Source organism: Streptomyces yongxingensis, assembly GCF_055597465.1.
The window spans coordinates 8,793,526-8,811,548 of the sequence record NZ_CM145717.1 but is presented as its reverse complement, the minus strand read 5'-3'; the positions used below and the strand labels follow the sequence as shown (position 1 = coordinate 8,811,548).

General features: G+C 66.6%; 17 protein-coding genes. 9 read left to right on the top strand and 8 right to left on the bottom strand.

Going from position 1 to position 18,023, the window contains the following annotated elements; all coding sequences use genetic code 11:
- Nucleotides 1-219 precede the first annotated feature (219 nt).
- The 4 genes from ACZ6TD_RS37770 to ACZ6TD_RS37755 all read right to left on the bottom strand — a co-directional run bounded on the left by ACZ6TD_RS37770 (nucleotide 220) and on the right by ACZ6TD_RS37755 (nucleotide 5,952).
- Nucleotides 220-2,562: a transketolase-like TK C-terminal-containing protein gene (locus tag ACZ6TD_RS37770; protein WP_471345314.1), complete on the bottom strand. Its 2,343-nt coding sequence runs from the start codon at nucleotides 2,560-2,562 to the stop codon at nucleotides 220-222.
- The gene (locus ACZ6TD_RS37765) at nucleotides 2,562-3,017 is read right to left on the bottom strand and encodes an NUDIX domain-containing protein (RefSeq protein WP_471345312.1); all 456 of its coding nucleotides are present in this window, start codon (nucleotides 3,015-3,017) and stop codon (nucleotides 2,562-2,564) included. Before ACZ6TD_RS37765 ends, ACZ6TD_RS37770 begins: the two co-directional genes overlap by 1 nt.
- A 203-nt stretch (nucleotides 3,018-3,220) precedes the next feature.
- The gene (locus ACZ6TD_RS37760; RefSeq protein WP_471345310.1) at nucleotides 3,221-4,774 is read right to left on the bottom strand and encodes an acyl--CoA ligase family protein; all 1,554 of its coding nucleotides are present in this window, start codon (nucleotides 4,772-4,774) and stop codon (nucleotides 3,221-3,223) included.
- The gene (locus tag ACZ6TD_RS37755; protein ID WP_471345308.1) at nucleotides 4,771-5,952 is read right to left on the bottom strand and encodes an LLM class flavin-dependent oxidoreductase; all 1,182 of its coding nucleotides are present in this window, start codon (nucleotides 5,950-5,952) and stop codon (nucleotides 4,771-4,773) included. Before ACZ6TD_RS37755 ends, ACZ6TD_RS37760 begins: the two co-directional genes overlap by 4 nt.
- A gap of 307 nt (nucleotides 5,953-6,259) precedes the next feature.
- Here ACZ6TD_RS37755 and ACZ6TD_RS37750 point away from each other — a divergent pair, with 307 nt between their 5' ends.
- The 4 genes from ACZ6TD_RS37750 to ACZ6TD_RS37735 all read left to right on the top strand — a co-directional run bounded on the left by ACZ6TD_RS37750 (nucleotide 6,260) and on the right by ACZ6TD_RS37735 (nucleotide 8,283).
- Nucleotides 6,260-6,430, top strand: coding sequence for a hypothetical protein (locus ACZ6TD_RS37750; RefSeq protein WP_471345307.1), 171 nt, complete (start codon nucleotides 6,260-6,262; stop codon nucleotides 6,428-6,430).
- Entirely contained in the window at nucleotides 6,423-6,923 is a 501-nt protein-coding gene (locus ACZ6TD_RS37745) for a flavin reductase family protein (protein WP_137964902.1), read from the top strand. The genes ACZ6TD_RS37750 and ACZ6TD_RS37745 overlap by 8 nt, the downstream gene beginning before the upstream one ends.
- Before the next feature lie 111 nt (nucleotides 6,924-7,034).
- Nucleotides 7,035-7,400, top strand: a complete 366-nt coding sequence (locus ACZ6TD_RS37740; protein WP_137964903.1) for a VOC family protein — start codon at nucleotides 7,035-7,037, stop codon at nucleotides 7,398-7,400.
- A gap of 451 nt (nucleotides 7,401-7,851) precedes the next feature.
- Complete coding sequence (locus ACZ6TD_RS37735) at nucleotides 7,852-8,283, top strand: hypothetical protein (RefSeq protein WP_471345305.1); 432 nt, start codon at nucleotides 7,852-7,854, stop codon at nucleotides 8,281-8,283.
- Nucleotides 8,284-8,378: 95 nt separating this feature from the next.
- Here the strand turns inward: ACZ6TD_RS37735 and ACZ6TD_RS37730 are convergent, their stop codons facing one another.
- From ACZ6TD_RS37730 to ACZ6TD_RS37715, 4 genes are all read right to left on the bottom strand, one after another.
- Nucleotides 8,379-9,677, bottom strand: coding sequence for an MFS transporter (locus tag ACZ6TD_RS37730; protein WP_471345303.1), 1,299 nt, complete (start codon nucleotides 9,675-9,677; stop codon nucleotides 8,379-8,381).
- A 1,110-nt stretch (nucleotides 9,678-10,787) separates the two neighbouring features.
- Nucleotides 10,788-11,237 carry an AMP-binding protein gene (locus tag ACZ6TD_RS37725; protein WP_471358408.1) on the bottom strand — a complete coding sequence of 150 codons (450 nt, stop codon included), beginning with the start codon at nucleotides 11,235-11,237 and terminating at the stop codon, nucleotides 10,788-10,790.
- A complete protein-coding gene (locus ACZ6TD_RS37720) occupies nucleotides 11,234-11,782 on the bottom strand; it encodes a TetR/AcrR family transcriptional regulator (protein WP_471345301.1) in 549 nt (182 codons plus the stop codon). The genes ACZ6TD_RS37725 and ACZ6TD_RS37720 overlap by 4 nt, the downstream gene beginning before the upstream one ends.
- Nucleotides 11,783-11,850: 68 nt before the next feature.
- On the bottom strand, nucleotides 11,851-12,618 hold the full coding sequence (locus ACZ6TD_RS37715) for a creatininase family protein (protein WP_471345299.1): 768 nt from the start codon (nucleotides 12,616-12,618) through the stop codon (nucleotides 11,851-11,853).
- A 197-nt stretch (nucleotides 12,619-12,815) separates the two neighbouring features.
- Between ACZ6TD_RS37715 and ACZ6TD_RS37710 the strand changes: the two genes are divergently transcribed.
- Genes ACZ6TD_RS37710 through ACZ6TD_RS37690 form a run of 5 tightly spaced genes read left to right on the top strand, consistent with a single transcriptional unit; the run spans nucleotide 12,816 to nucleotide 17,973 of the window.
- Nucleotides 12,816-13,997 carry an LLM class flavin-dependent oxidoreductase gene (locus tag ACZ6TD_RS37710; protein WP_471345297.1) on the top strand — a complete coding sequence of 394 codons (1,182 nt, stop codon included), beginning with the start codon at nucleotides 12,816-12,818 and terminating at the stop codon, nucleotides 13,995-13,997.
- Nucleotides 13,994-14,812, top strand: a complete 819-nt coding sequence (locus ACZ6TD_RS37705) for an enoyl-CoA hydratase/isomerase family protein (RefSeq protein WP_471345295.1) — start codon at nucleotides 13,994-13,996, stop codon at nucleotides 14,810-14,812. Before ACZ6TD_RS37710 ends, ACZ6TD_RS37705 begins: the two co-directional genes overlap by 4 nt.
- A gap of 12 nt (nucleotides 14,813-14,824) precedes the next feature.
- Entirely contained in the window at nucleotides 14,825-15,604 is a 780-nt protein-coding gene (locus tag ACZ6TD_RS37700) for an enoyl-CoA hydratase/isomerase family protein (RefSeq protein ID WP_471345293.1), read from the top strand.
- Complete coding sequence (locus ACZ6TD_RS37695; RefSeq protein ID WP_471345291.1) at nucleotides 15,597-16,097, top strand: flavin reductase family protein; 501 nt, start codon at nucleotides 15,597-15,599, stop codon at nucleotides 16,095-16,097. The genes ACZ6TD_RS37700 and ACZ6TD_RS37695 overlap by 8 nt, the downstream gene beginning before the upstream one ends.
- A 46-nt stretch (nucleotides 16,098-16,143) precedes the next feature.
- Nucleotides 16,144-17,973 (top strand): AMP-dependent synthetase/ligase, encoded by a 1,830-nt coding sequence (locus ACZ6TD_RS37690; RefSeq protein WP_471345289.1) that lies wholly within the window; start codon nucleotides 16,144-16,146, stop codon nucleotides 17,971-17,973.
- The last annotated feature ends 50 nt before the right edge of the window (nucleotides 17,974-18,023 follow it).

Genomic DNA, 18,023 nt, shown 5'->3' with positions numbered 1-18,023 from the left:
GAACGGCCGGAGCCCCGGACCACTTTCGTTCGATTCCGCTCAGAGCCTTCATCACATGTCCAATCGTCTGGGTGGAGCGTCTGCTCGGCTCGCCGTGGGAAGGGCGGACAGGTTGGTTGCGACCGTCCGGCGGTACGTCTTTTCGGCAGGACAGGGGCGTGCCGCCGGACGGGGTATGAGAGGCGAATCCCCTGCACGCAGAGGCTGCCGGGTTCTCGCTCAATCGATGAGGTCGAGGGCGGTGGTGACGATGCTGTCTGTGTCGATGCGGTGGTAGCGGTAGACGTCCTCGATCGCCCCGGACTGGCCGAACCGGGTCACGCCGAGAGTGCTGACGGGAACGTTCTGGATCGTGCTCAGGAAAGCCAAGGTGTGGGGATGCCCGTCCAGGACGGTGACCAGCGGGGTGGCCCGGTCGAGGGGGAAGACCTGGTCGAGGATCCAGGCCGGGTCGTCCGACAGGCCGCGACGAGCCTGGAGCGCGCGGAAGAGCAGATCCGGGCTGGTCACGCACACAACGTCGGCGCCATGCCCGAGGGCGGCGAGCCGGTCGGCGGCGGCCCGGGCCTCCGGGACCAAAGCGCCCATCGCGGCGAGTGTCACCACGGGCTTCTCGTGCTGCCGCAGCCGGTAGGCCCCGGCGGTCACCTGCCGGCGACGGCGTTCGCGAGCGGCCGGGTCGCTGGGCACGGCGGCTGTCGACTGGTCGATGGGTCGGGTCGACAGCCGCAGATAGGCCGACCTGCCCCCTGGACTGGCCAAGTTGCCGAGTGCGGCGAGCAGGCACCATTCGGTGTCGATCGCGAACGCCGGCTCATAGGTGACGCAGCCGGGCTGTTCCATGCCCAGCGAGGGGGTGGTGATCGACTGGTGGGCGCCGCCCTCCGGGGCGAGGGTGACACCGGAGGGGGTGCCGACCAGGATCGACTGGCCGCCGGCATAGATGCCGAACGACCACGGCTCCAGTGCCCGGTTGACGAAGGGATCGTAGACGACGCCGATCGGCAGCAGCGGCTGGCCCCACCGGCTCCAGGTGGCGCCCAGTTCGCCGAGGAGACCGACCAGGTTGGTCTCCGCGATGCCCAGCTCCACGTGCTGACCGGCCGGCTGCTCGCGCCAGTGCAGGATGGTCTCGGCGTCGTCGGCGAACCAGTCGGTGCGCTCGGTGGGCGACCACACGCCCACCTTGTTGAGCCAGCCGCCGAGGTTGGTGGTGGAGCTGACGTCCGGGCTGACGGTGACGATCCGGGCGGCCGCCTCCGGCGCCCGCCGGGTGAGATCCAGCAGGACGCGGCCGAGAGCCTGCTGAGTGTTCCCGATGCCGGAAGGGGCGGGGCGCGCTAGGTCGGCGGGGACCGCAGGGGGCTCTTGGGGCGCCTGTTCGGGGCGGTGCAGCCGCTGGGCGGCCGCCGCGCACAGGGCCGCTTCCGCCGAACCCTCACCGAAGCGCGTCCACGGGTCGTCGAGATCGGTTCCCAGGCGGTCGGCCAGTGCACTCATCTGGTCGACCGTCAGGAGTGAGGAGTGGTTTTGCGGGTGGCCCTCGGTGGGGAGCCCGTAGCCCTTGACCGTGTACGCGAAGATCACGGTCGGGCGGGTGTCGTCGACACCGGCGAACGCATCCGACAGCGCGCCGATGTCGTGGCCGCCCAGGTTGCGCAGCGCCGCCAGGAGCGAGGCGTCGTCCAGGGGGGCGATGAGGTCGGCGATCGGCCCGGCGGTCGAGCCGGTGCCGGGCAGGCGCTCGCGCAGCTCGTCGGCGGAGCAGCGCAGCAGGCGCTGGTATTCGGGGTTGCCCATGGCATCGATACGAGCGCGCAGGGCCTCGCCGCCGGGCCGGGTGAACAACTCCTGCAGGAGATGCCCGTACTTGAGGGAGATCACCTGCCAGCCGGCCGCGGCGAACATGCCCTGCAGCTTGTCCGCGGCGATGCCGGGGATGACTCGGTCGAGAGACTGCCGGTTGAGGTCGACGACCCACACCACTTCGCCCAGGCCCGGCACCATCGGATCCTGGATGGCTTCCCAGATCGCGCCTTCGTCCAGCTCGGCGTCGCCGAGCAGGGAGTACTGGCGCCCCCTCCCGGCACCGCCGAAGCGCCCCTCCACGTAGCGCCGGGCGAGAGCGCCCCACAGGGGAGCGGTGGCGCCGATACCGACCGAACCGGTGGAGTAGTCGACCGGGTCGGGGTCCTTGGAGCGACTGGGGTAGCTCTGCAGGCCGCCGAAGGCGCGCAGCGTGGTCAGGTAGGACTCGTCCAGCTCGCCCAGCAAGTAGTTGATCGCATGCAACACCGGTGAGGCATGAGGCTTGACCGACACCCGGTCCTCCGCAGTCAGTGCATGAAACCACAGCGTCGTCATGATCGAGGTCATCGAGGCACTGGACGCCTGGTGACCGCCCACCTTCAGCCCCGAAGGGTTCGGCCGCACCCGGTTGGCGTGATCGATGATCGCGGTGGACAGCCACAGCACCCGCTGTTCGACCGACTCCAGCGCAACAAGCTCCTCCGCCCGGGCAGGACCGCCGTTGCCGTCGGCCGGCCTCAGTTCCGCCACCATCACAGACCACCTCCGCGTTCGACACCATGCCTGAGAGATTTCGCGTTGGACGCGCCCCCATCACGCGCCTTGGCTGACGGCAGAGAGTCGACTGCTCGCAGGACATCTGTCAGCCATGCGACCTGCCCGTCGAACTGTGACAGCTTCCAGGGCCGTACCCACCGGTATGCCTTGTGCTCCCAGTTGAGAGTGAGCCGGCGTTGACTGGTGCAGGCCAAAAAAGTGTGCACGGTCCAGTCCGGCCCGCCGCGAGGGTCGGCGAGACGCAGCGTGGGGCCCGCAGTCAGCTGCTCCAGAGCGCGGGCGGGGAGCAGAGTCTCCTCCCAGATCTCCTGGATGGCTTGCCGTACCGGGTCGCTGTCAGCGTCCAGATATCCGGTGATGCAGTGCCACAAGCCTGCATCATGCTGGACAGATCCACTGCGCTGGAACAACCCGATGCGCCCTCGCCACATGAGGATGACGGCGACTACCTGCCGCGGGCCCTGAGACCTGGGGCGACCGGACGCATTCAGGGACTGTGCCCCTGGTGAAGCCTGGGAGACCACCCCGCGACCACCGCCTTCGGTACGGACACCCGGGGAGGACCCGACCGTGAAAGCACGAGGTTTGACACGCTCTGAGACAACCTCGCGTGCCGCCGGTCCGTTCCTGTCGTTCACCGGATGCGGCTCTCGCTCCCGGCCCATGCCTTGTCCCGCAACACGAACTTCTGGATCTTCCCGGTGGAGGTCTTCGGCAACTCGGTGAACGTGACCGTCTTCGGCGCTTTGAACCGGGCCAGCCTGCCCTTCACATGCTCGATGATCTCCGCCTCGGTGGCCGTAGCGCCTTCCCGCAGGCTCACATAGGCGGCAGGGACCTCACCCCAGTGCTCGTCCGGCACCGCGATCACCGCCACCTCCAGTACCGCCGGATGGTCCATGATCGCCTGCTCCACCTCGACCGAGGCGATGTTCTCCCCACCCGAGATGATCACGTCCTTCGAGCGGTCACGCAGCTCCACGTACCCGTCGGGGTGCAGGATGCCGATGTCCCCGGTCCGGAACCATCCGTCCGGCACCGCTGCCAGGGTGGCCTCCGGGTCGTCGAGGTAGCCGAGCATGAGGTTGTTGCCCCGCAACGCGATCTGCCCCGTGGTGACACCGTCCGCGGGGACGTCCGTGCCGTCGTCCGCGATCACCCGCGGCACGCACGAGATCATGTTCCCGACGCCCTGGCGCGCCTTGAGCCGCGCTTGTGCCGCGGCGCCGCGGTCGTTCCACTCCGGGCGCCAGTCGCACAGCATCGCTGGGCCGTAAGTCTCGGTCAGCCCGTACAGGTGCGTGACCTCGAACCCCAACTCCGCCGTCCGCCGCAGGATCGCCGGCGACGGCGGCGCCCCACCGGTGGCGATCCGCACCGTGCGGTCCAGTGGTGCGGCCTCTTGGGCGTAGGCGATCATCGACAGCACCGTCGGCGCCCCGTTGAGGTGCGTGACGCCCTCCTCCCGGAGCAGTCGCCAGATCTCCGCCGGATTCACCTTCGGCAGGCAGACGTGCGTCCCAGCCGCCGCGGTCACCGCCCATGGGAACGTCCATCCGTTGCAGTGGAACATCGGCAGCGTCCACAGGTGCACGCTCGACGGCGTCAGTCCGGTGTGCCCCACCATCGCCACGGCCTGGAGGAACGCGCCCCGGTGGTGGTACATCACGCCCTTCGGGCGGCCCGTGGTCCCCGAGGTGTAGTTGATCGACAGCAGCGCCCGTTCGTCGGTCGGGGTCAGATGCAGCGGCTCCGCCGCGGCCAGCAGATCCTCGTATTCCCGCCCCGCCCTGATCCGGTGCGGTGGGGCGTCCAGCCGGGCGAGGGCCTCGTCCACCAACGCGTCGAACGACGGGTCCTGGATCAGCACGGAAGCCTTGGAGTGCTCCAGAATGTAGGCGACCTCGCCCACCGACAGCCGGGTGTTCACCGCGACCAGCGGCACCCCCGCCCACGGCACCCCGTAGTGCGCCTCCAGCGACACATGCGTGTTCGGCGCCAGCACCGCCACCGGACGCCCCCCGGCCAACGAGGCCAGCCCGCCCGCCAACCGCTGACACCGATCACGCAGCTCCGCATAGGTCCACCGGGACCGCCCGTCCACCACCGCGACCCGATCCCCGTGCGCCGCAGCGGCACGATCCAGATACGACGTCGGGGTCAACGGCTCGAAGGACAAGGAGCTCATCGGCTGGTCTCCTTGGGGTGTGTGGGGTTGTGCTGGGTGTGGAACTGGTGGAGTGCTTGTTGGTGGGCGGGGCGTGCGGCTCGGATGTCGGCGAGTACGTCGTCGGCGGGGCGGATGACGTTGCGGGGGTTTTTGAAGTGGGGGATGACGTATTTGCCGAAGAGTTCGATGGAGCGCAGGAGTTGGTGGTGGGGGAGGCTGTCGACGCGGAGGACGAGTGCGTCGACGCCCATGTCGGCGTAGCGCTGTACGTGTTCGATGCAGTGGTCGGGGTCGCCGACCATGAAGCCTTGGGAGTGTTCGAACATGTACTCCTGGTCGTTGAAGTCGATGTCTTTGACGGCGCCCATGTAGGCGTAGTCCTGTGAGAGTTTGGAGAGCCGTTCGTAGGCGTCGGTGGAGAGTTTGGCCATCTCGAAGAGGGGTTGGGCTTCGGTGCGGGCCTGTGCTGTTGTCTCGGCGCAGTGCATGCCGCCTGAGATGGCGACCATTTTGCGTGGTGTGATCGGGTGGGGGTGGTCGGTGGTGGCGAGTGTGGTGTCGTAGAGCTTCACCATGTTTTCGACGAGGTCGAATCCGAGGTAGAGGCCGCCCATGATGGCGCCGATGCCCATGGTGGCGGCGGTTTCGACGGAGTTGGGGCTGCCGGCGGCGGCTGAGATGGGTGGGTAGGGGGTTTGGAGGGGTTTGGGGACCAGGCTGCGGGGTGGGATCTTGTAGTGCTCGCCGACGTAGGAGAAGGGGTCGTCGAGGAAGGCGCGGCGGATGAGTTCGACGCCTTCTCGCCACTGGGACTTGTTCTCGGATGGGTCGACTTCGAAGGCGCGCAGGGCGAGGGTGGTGTTGCCGCGTCCGGTGCCGAGTTCGATGCGGCCGTTGGAGAGGATGTCCTCGGTCGCGACGCGCTCGGCCACGCGCAGGGCGTGGTTCATCCGTGTCGGCAGCAGTGTGACGAGGTGGATGAAGCGGATCCGGCTGGTGAGAGCCATCAGGTACGGGTAGAGCACCTCCGGAGCGGAGACCGAGGCCGTTCCGAGGGCGACGTGCTGCTCGGAACTGCCGAAGGCGTCGAAGCCGACGCGCTCGGCGAGCAGTACCTCCTCGACCAGTTCCCGGTAGCGGTGCTCATGGGTGAGCCCGACCGGGGTGTCCCCCTCGGTCATGAGGATGAAGTCCATACCGACCCTTCCGTCGAATGTTATTCGCCGATAACGTAGGACGCGGCACAGCCCAGGTCAAGGCCCCAGGAAGAGCGACAAGCGTTAGCTAGTGATAACAAAGCAGGTCGACCGGGCGCGCACGGGAGGGTCGCAACCAGAGCGATCCCGGCCACACCGCGGCCGACGGCCGCACAGGCGGACCCGGACTGACTTGACTCCCACTTCGTTACTGCGCACTAACCGCTTCATCTCTCCATCCCGAGACTTGACCGCTCCCAAGCCAAGCCGTACGTTATTCGTCAATAACATTCGAGGAAGGATCGGTATGGACGTCATCGTCATGACTGAGGGGGACATCCCGACTGGGCTCGCACGTGACCACCGCTACCGAGAGCCGGTCGAGGAGGCGCTACTCGCAGAAGATGTCGACGTTGATGCCTTCAGCGGCTACCACGACCTTGCCGCCCGAGCTGCCCACGAGGTGTGGAATGGCTGACCAAGTCCAAGGGCTGGACGCGGCTGCCTTCCGTTCGGCGTTGGCTCGCTTCCCTTCCGGCGTGACAATCGTGACGACCCGAAGCGCCGGGGGCACGCCGCATGGGTTCACCGCGAGTTCCTTCGCGGCGCTGTCGCTTGATCCACCACTTGTTCTCGTTTGTCTGGACCAAGGAGCGGACTGCTTCCCAGCTTTCATAGCGGCTGAGCAGTTCGTCGTGAACATCGTGACGCCCGCGCATGCGAAGTTGGCCATGAGGTTCGCCACGAAGGGCGAGGACAAGTTCGCACACGGGAGCTTCGAGTCCGACGAGGGCGGACACCCGATACTGCCCGACGCCGCAGCGGTCATCCGCTGCGAGCTGGAGCAAGCCGTACCCGGCGGAGATCACGTCATTCTCATCGGTCGTGTGCACGACGCACGCATAGGCAGCGGCAAGCCGGTGATGTGGTACCGCGGTGATTTCCTCTACCTCGGGCAGAGCGTTACATGAATGACATCGGGCCCGGCTCGTCAGCTCCGGTGGATCGCACGAGTGGTACATCCACGCGCGGCGCGCGGTGTGGTGGAACCCTCCGCTCGGGCCGTGCTGCGGGGCCGTCCGGTGAGTGATTCCGTGGAGTTCGACCTCGTGAAGATCGGGAACGTGCTGCACCCGGTGGCCGACATCGACGCCGCCGTGCGCTTCTACACTGACACCTTCGGCCTGGCCACGAAGTTCGTCGACGGCGACCGCTACGCCGCCCTCGACGCCGGCAGCACCACGTTGGCCCTGACCGGCCCGGCCGAGGACGTCACCGGTGGGGTGCCCGCGGCGTCGTTCAAGGTCCCCGACGTCACCTCGGCGCTCACCGCCCTCGTACAAGGCGGCGGATCCGTAGTCCGGGAGCCCGAGCAGGGCCCGCACGAGGTCCGGGCCGTGGCCCGGGACCCATGGGGCAACACCGTAGTGATCTACGGGCCGCGGTAGCGGTCAGTCCGGTAGCGGGTCGGCCTCCGCCGTGCCCCAGACCGAGACGCCGGATGCCATTGACATTTCTGTTCGCACCCCTCCCCCGGCCGTCGGCCAGATCCCAGACCTTTTGCGCGCCGGAACGACCCGCGCGTCCGAGGTACCAACACTCGCCGACCGAGTCACCCACCCTCGAAGCCCGGAAGGTTTCCGTGCACCCCGTCTTCTCCTCACCCTCACCCGATCGCCCGCCGGCACCGGACCCATCGCTCGATGCCCGCCGACTGCGACACGGTGAAAGTCTCCGCGAAACCACGCGTCGTGCCCGGCGTGCATTCCTTGCCGCCAACACCGTCCCTCTTGCCGTCGGCATCGCGCTGTCCTTGCTGACCGCCGTTCCCGCGGTTCATGTGTACGGGCACATCAGCTTCGGCCTTGTCTGGGGCATGCTTGCGTCGTCCTGGTCACCGTGAGCCTGTCGCTGTCCACACCCATCAGCCGCTATCTGGTCGAGTCCCTGGTCATCTTCGCTCTCTGCGTTGCTGCGTCGGGTGTATTCCCGGCGCTGATCTACACTTTCTTCTGGCCCAAGTTCAATCGCCGGGGGCTTCTCTGGTCCGTCTATGGGGGACTGCTGCTGTCCCTCGTGCTCAGGGTCTCCTCACCCGTCGTCACCGGTACCAAGAACTCACTATGGCCGGAATTGAGTTTCAACTGGTATCCGTACTACAACGCGGGCATGGTGTCCGTGCCAGCGGCACTCTTCCTCGGGTGGATCGGCAGCCTCACCTCACCAAAGAGTTCTCAACCGGTTGCCGGTGCAGTGAATACGACGGGATGGGAAGTCGGACGGAGGAGCACGGCCCGCCCGCGGACAGCGCACGGTCGACATGCAGGCTGATTCGCCGCGGTTGTGGTATCCGCAGGCTCGACGATCTCCTGCACCCCGGCGGCTTCCGCACAGTGTTGCAGGAGATCGTGGACCTGGCCGTCCGCTTAGGCGGGTAGCGGCTTCGACGCGGTCTTCGGCAGTCGCACGACGGTGATCACTCCGATGAGCGCTACGGCGAGGATCCAGTAGACGGGGCTGGTTCTGCTTCCGGTGCCGGCCACGAGGGCAGCGGCGACGAGTGGCGTGATGCCGCCGATGATCACGCCCAGGTTGTAGCCGATCGCGATGCCTGAGTAGCGCACGCTTGCCGGAAACAGCTCCGTGGCCAACGGCCACGTAGGTACCTGCGCCCACCCCGTGAAGAACATGAAGACCAGATAGACGGCCCCGACGGCCCAGAGGTTGGTCGCCGCGATGAGGAGTGCGAAGACCGGCCAAGCGATGACGGCGAAGATGATGTAGGACGCCAGCAGGATTGGTTTGCGGTCGTAGCGATCCGTCAACTTGCCCGCCCATGGATAGGTGAAGGTGGCCAAGGCGATGCACAACGCTGAGGTCCAGGCGACGCCTGTGGCGGAGAATCCTTCCTCCTGCAGGAAGATGGCGAAGTAGGCAACGCCGAAGTAGCCGGTGCCGTTGAACGCGATAGCCAGGCCCGCCACGCGGGCAACCGACAGCGGGTGGCTACGCAGAGCGGCCAGCATCGGACTGCGTACGATCGCGGCCTTCTCCTTCAGCTCCTGGAATTGAGGCGACTCCTCGACCCGCAGCCGGGCCTGCAGACACACCACAGTGAGGACCAGCGAGAGGAGGAACGGAATCCGCCAGCCCCACGTTGCCATCTGGTCGGCCGGAACCAGCAGACGGACCAGCCCTACGACGCCGGCGGCCACGGCGAACCCGAGAGTGGACCCCATCGAAACCGTCGATCCGTAGAAACCCCGCTTGCCGGGCGGCGCCAGCTCGGCGATGTAGGTGGCAGCCCCACCGATCTCACCACCGGCAGCGAACCCTTGGGCGAGTCGCACGACGACGATAGCGATCGTCGCGGCGACTCCCATCTGTCCGTAGGTGGGCAGCAGACCCATCACGCCGCACGCCGCCCCCATCATCACAATCGTCGCGACGAGGGCTGTCCGGCGGCCGCGGCGGTCGCCGAGGCGACTGAAGAACCAGCCACCGAGCGGACGGATGAGGTAGGACGACGCGAACACCGCGAGCGCGGACAGGGTTGAGACCGTCGGATTGTCGCTGGGGAAGAACAACGGTCCGATGGTGAGCGTCAGAAACCCATAGACACTGAAGTCGTAGTACTCGATCAGTGTCCCGACGCCGCCCGCCAGCGATGCACGCCGGGCGGACCTCAAGCTGATCGTCTTTTCGGAACGTTGTGCCGTCGTCATTGACTCTCCTTGTCACACCAGGATGGAAGGTGCGCCGTTCGGCCGCCCTCACCGCGCGAGGTCGGCGCCGTCACGTTGCTCGGCGCGATCAGAAGGTGGGTACTGACTGGAACCCGTCCGTCCGGTCAGGCTCCGAGGCACTATGGCGAGGTCGATAGTCGCCGGTGCCCGGTGCTGCGTCAGAGGGCTGAAGCCCCAATCTCTGTGGGTTCAAGCGGCGCAGGCGTCAGGGCTACCTCGTCGGTGACTGCTGATTCGACGACTGCGGGATGGCCATCGGATGATGGGGCGCGTTGATGGAGCGCCGCCGATCGCATGCCATACCTCGTGGGTCAGCAGGAACTGCGTACGCACACACTCGATGCACTTCGCATGTGCTGACTCTGACCCGTCGTACACAGACGCGCAATGAACTGATACGACTGGACTCATTCAAATTCCACAAGCATGGATGCAGAAGAGACATGGTCTGGGAGTGGCGCGCAGGAATGGAATTAAGTCAGCATTGCCGAACGACTCAAGCCGCAGAGCGGTCCGGGAAACCGAACTGCTCGGGCCATGGCAGAAGCCGGAGATGATCTGTGGTCGTCGTGCCTGCAGCCCGCTCACCGAGTCTGCGCCGCGGCGCCGGCTTGCGCTGCTCGGACCTGTTGCCGTGTCAGATCGGGAGCCGTATGCGTCCATCCATTGCTGTATACGCGTCAGCAGACGTAGGAGCCACGGCCAACCCGACCTGGAAGCGTGGGTCCGAGAATTCGCGACCAATACATCCCGGGCGAGGAAACGTCTGGTCGAAATGAGCAACGGGGCAGCCAGCTGTTTCGGTGAGGCCATAGCTTTCGCGCAGATCCAGCCCCCAGATCTGCCACAGCGCGATGACGTTCTCGGGCGTCGCGGCAGAGGCGGTGAAAGCGACGCGAAGGCGGTCCAATCCGACGCTTGCCCGCAACGGCAGGAAGACACGGTGAAGCACTCCGGTCTATGCGATCCGCAGCAATACCGAGGGATGACCACTGGACCAACGGCGCTCGGCCATGCGGCGACCGACCCACATCGCGCCTTTGTAGGCGTACCGGCGCGCCCGGGGCCAAGCCTGCGTTCGTGCGATGCTCACGGCTGTCGAGCTCCGGATAGAGGCCGACGACGGTCTGGCCGCGCTCCTTCTGTGCGCAGCTTCTCCCACGTTGTCCCAGTGATTTTCTCAGGTAGCGCCGACGGGGCGGTGTCCATGCCGACGACGAGCCGCAGCTTCGGTGTGCGGGCCGCGATCTCCGCCACCTTGTTGAGCTCCGTAGTTGTCTCGCCCATGAAGGCCACTGCCTCGCTGTGTGCCAGGATCTGCTCGATCTCGGCGGGCGAGCTGGCCGGGTAGACGCCGACCACCACGCCGCCGACACTCTGCACTGCCAGTGCGGCGAAGGCCCATTCCGGGCGTGCGCTGCTCATCACTGCGACGCGATCGCCGTGCTCACACCGTGTCACCTCCCGGTCACCAGCCCCGGCATGGATCAGGTCAGCGGCTACGGGCCTCGACGCCGCAAAGACCGCTCTTCTTGTCAGATCGCCTCTGCGGGGATCAATAGCGCGTTGAGCGCGGCGGTGCGGATGGTCGTCGCGACGATGTCGGGATCGAGGCCGCTGTTGAACTGGGGCAGTGCGTTGATCATCGAGAAGACGGCATGTGTGAGAACGCGGGTCTGCGCGTCTGACAGGTCGGGCCGCAGCCGGGTGACCAGTCCGCTCCATTCTTCGGCATAGAGACGCATCATGCGCCGCATGCGATGGCGTTCGTCCTCGGGGACGTTGTGTTCGTTCTTCAGGAACACCAGCGTGGACGGAACGTTCTGGAGACTGCGTTTGACGTGGTAATCGATCATCTCTTCGAGGGCCTTGCGTGGATCCGTCACCTCGGCCGCCGTCTTGCGGGCATGAGCCAGCAGTTCGTTCAGCGGATCCTCTAGCACAGCGATCAACAACGCCTGCTTGCTCGGGAAGTGCCGGTAGAGCGCGGGGCCGGTCACACCGGCACGCGCGCCGATCATCTCAGTGGTGACCGCATCGAAGGCACGCTCGTTGAACAACTCTCCGGCGACCTTGATCAGCACCTGCCGACGGGTGGCGCGGGGAGATGCGGTACGGGGGGTAGGTGAGCTCGACACATGTAAAGTCTAGTCTAGGTGAGCGGCCGATAACGTGCCATTGCGTGTTCCGCGAGCAGGTCGGCCACCGCGGTCAGACAGGCGAAGCCCAGCTCAGACGACATGCCGCGCGGATCACCGAGCACCCCGCTGGGTGCGACTGCCTTGACACCGTCAGTGAATACGCGGGCCAGCAACGCGTCATCCATGGACCCGGTGAAACCTGCGGCGGCGCGATCGTTCCTCACGGCGTCCGGCCGCACGGCTAGCATGATCGAACTTTCGGCGACGTCGGCATGGCCTCCGACGTGGTCGGCGAGGCCGCCGACGCGTCGAGCAGCATCGCGCCACGCGCGGAGGACCGCTGCCGAGTCTGCGAACGTGATGACATCCAGGTCGGAGGGAAGCCGCGCGGTGAGCTTCGGCTCGATGTCACTGAGCACCGGGTAGTTGCCGATATGCGCCGAGAAGATCAGCACCCGGCGGAAGCCGTGCGCGGCAAGGCTGGCGCAGCAGTCGGCGCAGATCGCCTCGAGCGTCTCGGCCTGCAGCGAGAGCGTTCCGGCGAAGCCGAGGTGGTGCGACGAGCAGCCGATCCGCACCGTCGGTAGCACGAGCGCGTCGCCAAGCCGCTCGGCGATAAGGACACCCAGTCGATCGGCGTGGTCACTGTCGACCGACATCGGCAGGTGCGCGCCGTGCTGCTCCGTGGCGCCCAGCGGCAAGACCGCCGTACGCATACCGCTCGCGATGGCGCTCGCGATGTCAGGCGAGGTCAAACGCTCAATCCGCAACTCGCTCACGTGTGGTCACTCCTCCTCCTGTGTCTGCTCGGCCAGCACCTCGCGGATGCGTCACTACTCGACGGATGGGGAGAGGTCCGCAGTCCAGGCCCGCGCACGTTAATCAGAGCTAACGCTTGTCGCTCTTCCTGGGGCCTTGACCTGGGCTGTGCCGCGTCCTACGTTATCGGCGAATAACATTCGACGGAAGGGTCGGTATGGACTTCATCCTCATGACCGAGGGGGACACCCCGGTCGGGCTCACACATGAGCACCGCTACCGGGAACTGGTCGAGGAGGTACTGCTCGCCGAGCGCGTCGGCTTCGACGCCTTCGGCAGTTCCGAGCAGCACGTCGCCCTCGGAACGGCCTCGGTCTCCGCTCCGGAGGTGCTCTACCCGTACCTGATGGCTCTCACCAGCCGGATCCGCTTCATCCACCTCGTCACACTGCTGCCGACACGGATGAACCACGCCCTGCGCGTCGCGGAGCGTGTGGCGACCGAGGACATCCTGTCCAACGGCCGTGTCGAGCTTGGTACCGGGCGCGGCAACACCACGCTCGCCCTGCGCGCGTTTGAGGTGGACCCTTCCGAGAACAAGGCTCAGTGGCGTGAGGGCATCGAGCTGATCCGGAGCGCGTTCCTCAACGACGTGTTCTCGTACGTGGGCGAGCACTACAAGGTTCCGCCGCGCAGCCTGGTCCCCAAGCCCCTGCAGGGTCCCTACCCGCCCATTTCGGCTGCCGCCGGCAGCCCGAGCTCGGTCGAGACGGCCGCCTCGATGGGTATCGGCGCCATCATGGGCGGCCTCTACCTCGGGTTCGACCTCGTCGAGAACATGGTCAAGCTCTACGACGACACTCTCGCCGCCACCAACCACCCCTACCCGATCACGCCGCGCAAGATGGTCGCGGTCGCCGGTGGTATGCACTGCGCCGAGACCACTGCCCAGGCCCGCCTCGAGGCGAAGCCCCTGTTCGAGATGGCCAAGCTGTCCACCGACGCATATGAGCGCCTGTCGAAGCTGTCGAAGGACTACGCCTACATGGGCGCTGTCAAGGACATCGACTTCAACGACGAAGAGTACATGTTCGAACGCTCCCAGGGCTTCATGGTCGGCGACCCCGAGCACTGCATCGAACACGTACAGCGATACGCGGACATGGGCGTCGAAGCGCTCGTCCTGCGTGTCGACAGCCTGCCCCACGACCAGCTGATGCGCTCGATCGAACTCTTCGGCAAGTACGTCATCCCCCGCTTCAAGCACCCCCGCAACGTCGTGCGCTCGGCCGACGACATCCTCGCCGAGATCCGAGCCGCCCGCCCCGCTCACGAAGAAGCACTCCGCCAGTTCAACGACACGCACAACCCCACACACCCCAAGGAGACCAGCCGATGACCACCCTCTACCAGCACGGCACCGGCAACGTCCTCACCGAACGCCACGACAACGGCATCCTCCAGATCACGATCAACCGACCCGACCGGTACAACTCGCTCACCCTGCCGATGTTCGAGGAGATGAACCAGATCTGGGCCGACGTCGAGCGCGACGACCAGACCCGGGTCGTGGTCATCACCGGGGCCGGCAAAGCCTTCTGCACCGGGATGGACGTCGCTCAGCCCGATCCCACGCCCCAGGATGCGCTCGCGATGCTGGAGACCGAACGCAAGCGGGTCGCGACGATGTTGCGCATCGAGAAGCCGATCATCTCCGCGATCAACGGCCCCGCGGTCGGCTACGGGCTGTCGACCGCGCTTCTCGCCGACATCAGCATCGCCGCGGACGACGCGGTGCTGATCGAAGGCCATACCAAGGTCGGTGTGACCGCCGGCGACCACGCCGCGCTCATCTGGCCGTTGCTTGTCGGCATGGCCAAGACCAAGTACTACGTGCTCACCTCCGAGAAGCTGACGGGCGCCGAGGCCGAGCGGATCGGGCTCGTGAGCCTGTCCGTTCCCCGCGAGCAGGTGCTGCCCCGCGCGCTCGAGGTCGCGTCCCGGCTGGCCCGCGGTTCCCAGCAGGCGCTCCGTTTCACCAAGCGTGCGCTCAACGCCTGGCTCACCAACGCGATGCCCCAGCACGAGCTGTCCTCGGCACTCGAGATCCTCGACTTCGCCGGTGCCGACTACGCCGAAGCACGCCAGGCTTTCCGGGAGAAGCGCCCCGTGGACTTCCCCTCCGCTCGCACCGCCGGCGGACCGGCGAACTGAGGGAAGGCGAGCATGAGCATTGCCTCGCACAACACAGCGCCCAGCGCTGTGCACGCGTCCGACGAAGTGGACGGCGTGGTGGTACTCACCCTGAACCACCCGCCGGCGAACGCGCTCAGCAACTCGCTCGTCAGCGAGCTGACAACGACGCTGGAAACCCTCGCCGACGGCCCCGGCACCCCCGCGGTGGTCTTGACGGGAGCTGGTGAGCGCTTCTTCTGCGCGGGTGGCGACATCAAGGAAGCCATCGGCTTCGGGGCCGATTCGATGGTCGAGCGGATGGCCTCGTTTCACGCGCTGCTCTGCGCTCTGGAGGACTTTGCCCGGCCGCTGGTGTGTGCGGTCAACGGCTGGTGCGTCGGTGGCGGCATCGAAATGGCCCTGTTCGCCGACAAGGTGTACGCGTCGACTGAGGCGCGTTTCGTCTTCCCCGAGGTCAACCACGGGATGCTGCCGGCCGTGAAGGGGATCACTCGAGTGCGCGAGGTCCTGGGTGACCGCGCGGCCCGGCGCCTCCTGCTGAGCGGAGAGCCCGTCGACGCGTTCGACGCGGAGCGGATGGGCATCGTCGACCAGGTGGTCGAGCAGGACGACCTGCTCGCGACCGCGATGGCGGACGCGCGGGCGGCAGCGGCGAAACCACCTGCCGTGTTCGCGGCGCTGAAACGGGCCCTGCGCTCAGGGACTTCCCGTTGGCCGGTTGAAGAGCAGCTCCGCGTCACGGTCGCCGACGCGCGCACAGTCTTCAACAACCCTGCCGCCCGAGCTGCCCGCGAGGGATATCGTGGTTGATCGATTTCAAGGGCTGGACCCGGCCGCCTTCCGCTCGGCGTTGGCCCGCTTCCCCTCCGGCGTGACGATCGTGACGACGCGAAGCGCGTCAGGCACGCTGCACGGGTTCACCGCGAGTTCCTTCGCGGCGCTGTCACTCGATCCGCCGCTCGTCCTGGTGTGCCTGGACCGAGGAGCGGACTGCTCTCCCGTCTTCATGGCGGCCGAGCGGTTCATCGTCAACATCGTGACTCCCGCGCACGCCGAGTTGGCGATCAAGTTCGCGACAAAAGGTGAGAACAAGTTCGCGTACGGAGCCTTCGCATTCGATGAGTGGGGTCACCCGCTCCTGCCCGATGCGGCGGCAGTCATCCGTTGCGAACTGGAGCAAGCCGTACCCGGCGGAGATCACGTGATCCTCATCGGCCGGGTACACGACGCGCGGACAGGCAGCGGCAAGCCGGTGACGTGGTACCGAGGTGACTTCCTGCACCTCGGGGAGAGTGCCGCATGAATCTCATCGGGCCCGGGCTTGTCGGCTCTGGAAGAGAGGCCGTGTCATGGATCTGACTATTTTCGAGCCAACCCGGACGCTACCGGGGCTGCTGCTCGATCGCGCGAACAGGGAACCCGACGCCGTCGCGCTGCGTTACTGGCGGGATGGGGCCATGCAGGCGATCACGTGGCGAACGTACCGGGATCGCGTGCAAGATCTCGCGCTCGGCCTGGTCGCGCACGGTGTGCGGCACGGCGATCGCGTCGCGGTGATGAGCAGCGCACGCCCGGAGTGGGTGTTCGCCGCGCTGGCCGTGCAGAGTGCCGGCGGCGTCGTGATCGGCGTCTATCCGACCAACTCACCTGCCGAGATCGAGCAACTCCTCGCCCACAGCGAGGCCGTCGCCTTCATCGGCGAGACGACGACGGAGCTCAGCAAGGTGGCGGAGGTCGCCGCACACACACCGAAGCTGCGGCTCGTGGTCGGAATCGACGCCACTCCGCCGGAGCTGCCCGAGGTGATCAAAAGGGCAACGTGGGAAGCGCTGTGCGAAGAAGGAACACAGTACGCCGACGACAGCGCCGATCCTCTGTCCGAGCTGGTCGCCGGCGGCTCCCTCGACGATGCCGCGGTGCTGTTCTACACGTCGGGATCCACGGGAATTCCGAAAGGCGTCACCCACACGCACCGCACGCTTCAGCACGCGGTTCAGACCTTCGTCGGCCTCTACCCGCAGATCCTCCGCCACGAGCACGATGCCGTGGGCTTCCTGCCGTTGGCCCACGTGGCGCCGGCGTTGGTGTCGGTGTTCGCGCCGCTGCTCTCACGGCTGGTGGTCACATACTGCCGCATTGGTGACTACGAAGACGTGTTGCGTTCGGTGCGGCCGACAGCAGTGCTCTGGCCGCCGCGGTTCTACGAGAAGATCGCCGGCGAACTGATCGCACAGACGGAGGTCTGGCCGCGACGTCGTCGCTACGTCTATGGCGCCGCCATGTGGGCCGGCCGCAGAGTAGCCGAACGCCGCTGGTCCCGTCGTCGGCCCTCGGTACCGCTGCGGATCGCGTACGCTGCCGCACTTCGTTGGGTGTTCTTGCCACTGCGGGCAACCGTCGGAATGGATCGCATCCGCGTCGCCTACACCGCATCTGCCGCGATGCCCGAAAGCGTCATCGCGATTTGGCAGATCTGGGGGCTCGATCTCCGCGAGAACTACGGTCTCACCGAGACCGCCGGGTGCCCCATCGCTCATTTCGACCAGCCATTCCCTCGTCCGGGCTTCATCGGCAGGGAATTCCCGGACCCACGGTTCCAGGTGAAAGTCGCGGACGATGGCGAAATGCTGCTCCGCGCGCCGTTGCTCTTCGACGGATACTGGCGCAACCCGGCGGAGACCGAGGCTGCTTACCAGGACGGCTGGTTCCGCACCGGTGACCTGATGGAGCGCGCACGCCGCGGGGACATCCGGCTCATCGGCCGGAAGAAGGACGTGATCATCACCCGAGGCGGCAAAACGATCAATCCTCAGCCCATCGAAACCCGGTTGAAGGAGAGCTTGCTGATCAACGAAGCGATCGTCGTCGGCGACGCCCGCAAGTACCTCACCGTCCTGCTCGAGCCGAGCACAACCGCAGGCGCCCGGTCGGCAGAGGTGCTGGCCGAACGCCTGCGAGCGGAGGTCGCTCGGGTCAACGCGGACCTCGCGCGCGTAGAGCAGTTGAAGGACTTTCGCGTTCTGCCGCGGTCCCTGGAAGTCGAGCGCGGCGAGCGGACTGCGAACGGCAAGATCAAGCGCAATGCCGTCGTGGACTCGTTCGCAACGCTGATCGACGACATGTACGGCGCGAACGACGACGCGGCGATCGCGAACCACGTGCGCTCAAGGCCGAACTAGGCGGTTGATCGCGTGAAGATCGCGTGAACTGAGGTCGGTCCGCAGGCGTG

Bases quoted from the DNA above. Each gene is read 5' to 3' on its own strand.
- ACZ6TD_RS37705 (WP_471345295.1), top strand. From the start codon at position 13,994: ATGACCACCCTCTACCAGCACGGCACCGGCAACGTCCTCACCGAACGC.
- ACZ6TD_RS37730 (WP_471345303.1), bottom strand. From the start codon at position 9,677: ATGACGACGGCACAACGTTCCGAAAAGACGATCAGCTTGAGGTCCGCC.
- ACZ6TD_RS37750 (WP_471345307.1), top strand. From the start codon at position 6,260: ATGGACGTCATCGTCATGACTGAGGGGGACATCCCGACTGGGCTCGCA.
- ACZ6TD_RS37690 (WP_471345289.1), top strand. From the start codon at position 16,144: ATGGATCTGACTATTTTCGAGCCAACCCGGACGCTACCGGGGCTGCTG.
- ACZ6TD_RS37755 (WP_471345308.1), bottom strand. From the start codon at position 5,952: ATGGACTTCATCCTCATGACCGAGGGGGACACCCCGGTCGGGCTCACC.
- ACZ6TD_RS37765 (WP_471345312.1), bottom strand. From the start codon at position 3,017: ATGTGGCGAGGGCGCATCGGGTTGTTCCAGCGCAGTGGATCTGTCCAG.
- ACZ6TD_RS37760 (WP_471345310.1), bottom strand. From the start codon at position 4,774: ATGAGCTCCTTGTCCTTCGAGCCGTTGACCCCGACGTCGTATCTGGAT.
- ACZ6TD_RS37770 (WP_471345314.1), bottom strand. From the start codon at position 2,562: ATGGTGGCGGAACTGAGGCCGGCCGACGGCAACGGCGGTCCTGCCCGG.
- ACZ6TD_RS37700 (WP_471345293.1), top strand. From the start codon at position 14,825: ATGAGCATTGCCTCGCACAACACAGCGCCCAGCGCTGTGCACGCGTCC.
- ACZ6TD_RS37710 (WP_471345297.1), top strand. From the start codon at position 12,816: ATGGACTTCATCCTCATGACCGAGGGGGACACCCCGGTCGGGCTCACA.
- ACZ6TD_RS37745 (WP_137964902.1), top strand. From the start codon at position 6,423: ATGGCTGACCAAGTCCAAGGGCTGGACGCGGCTGCCTTCCGTTCGGCG.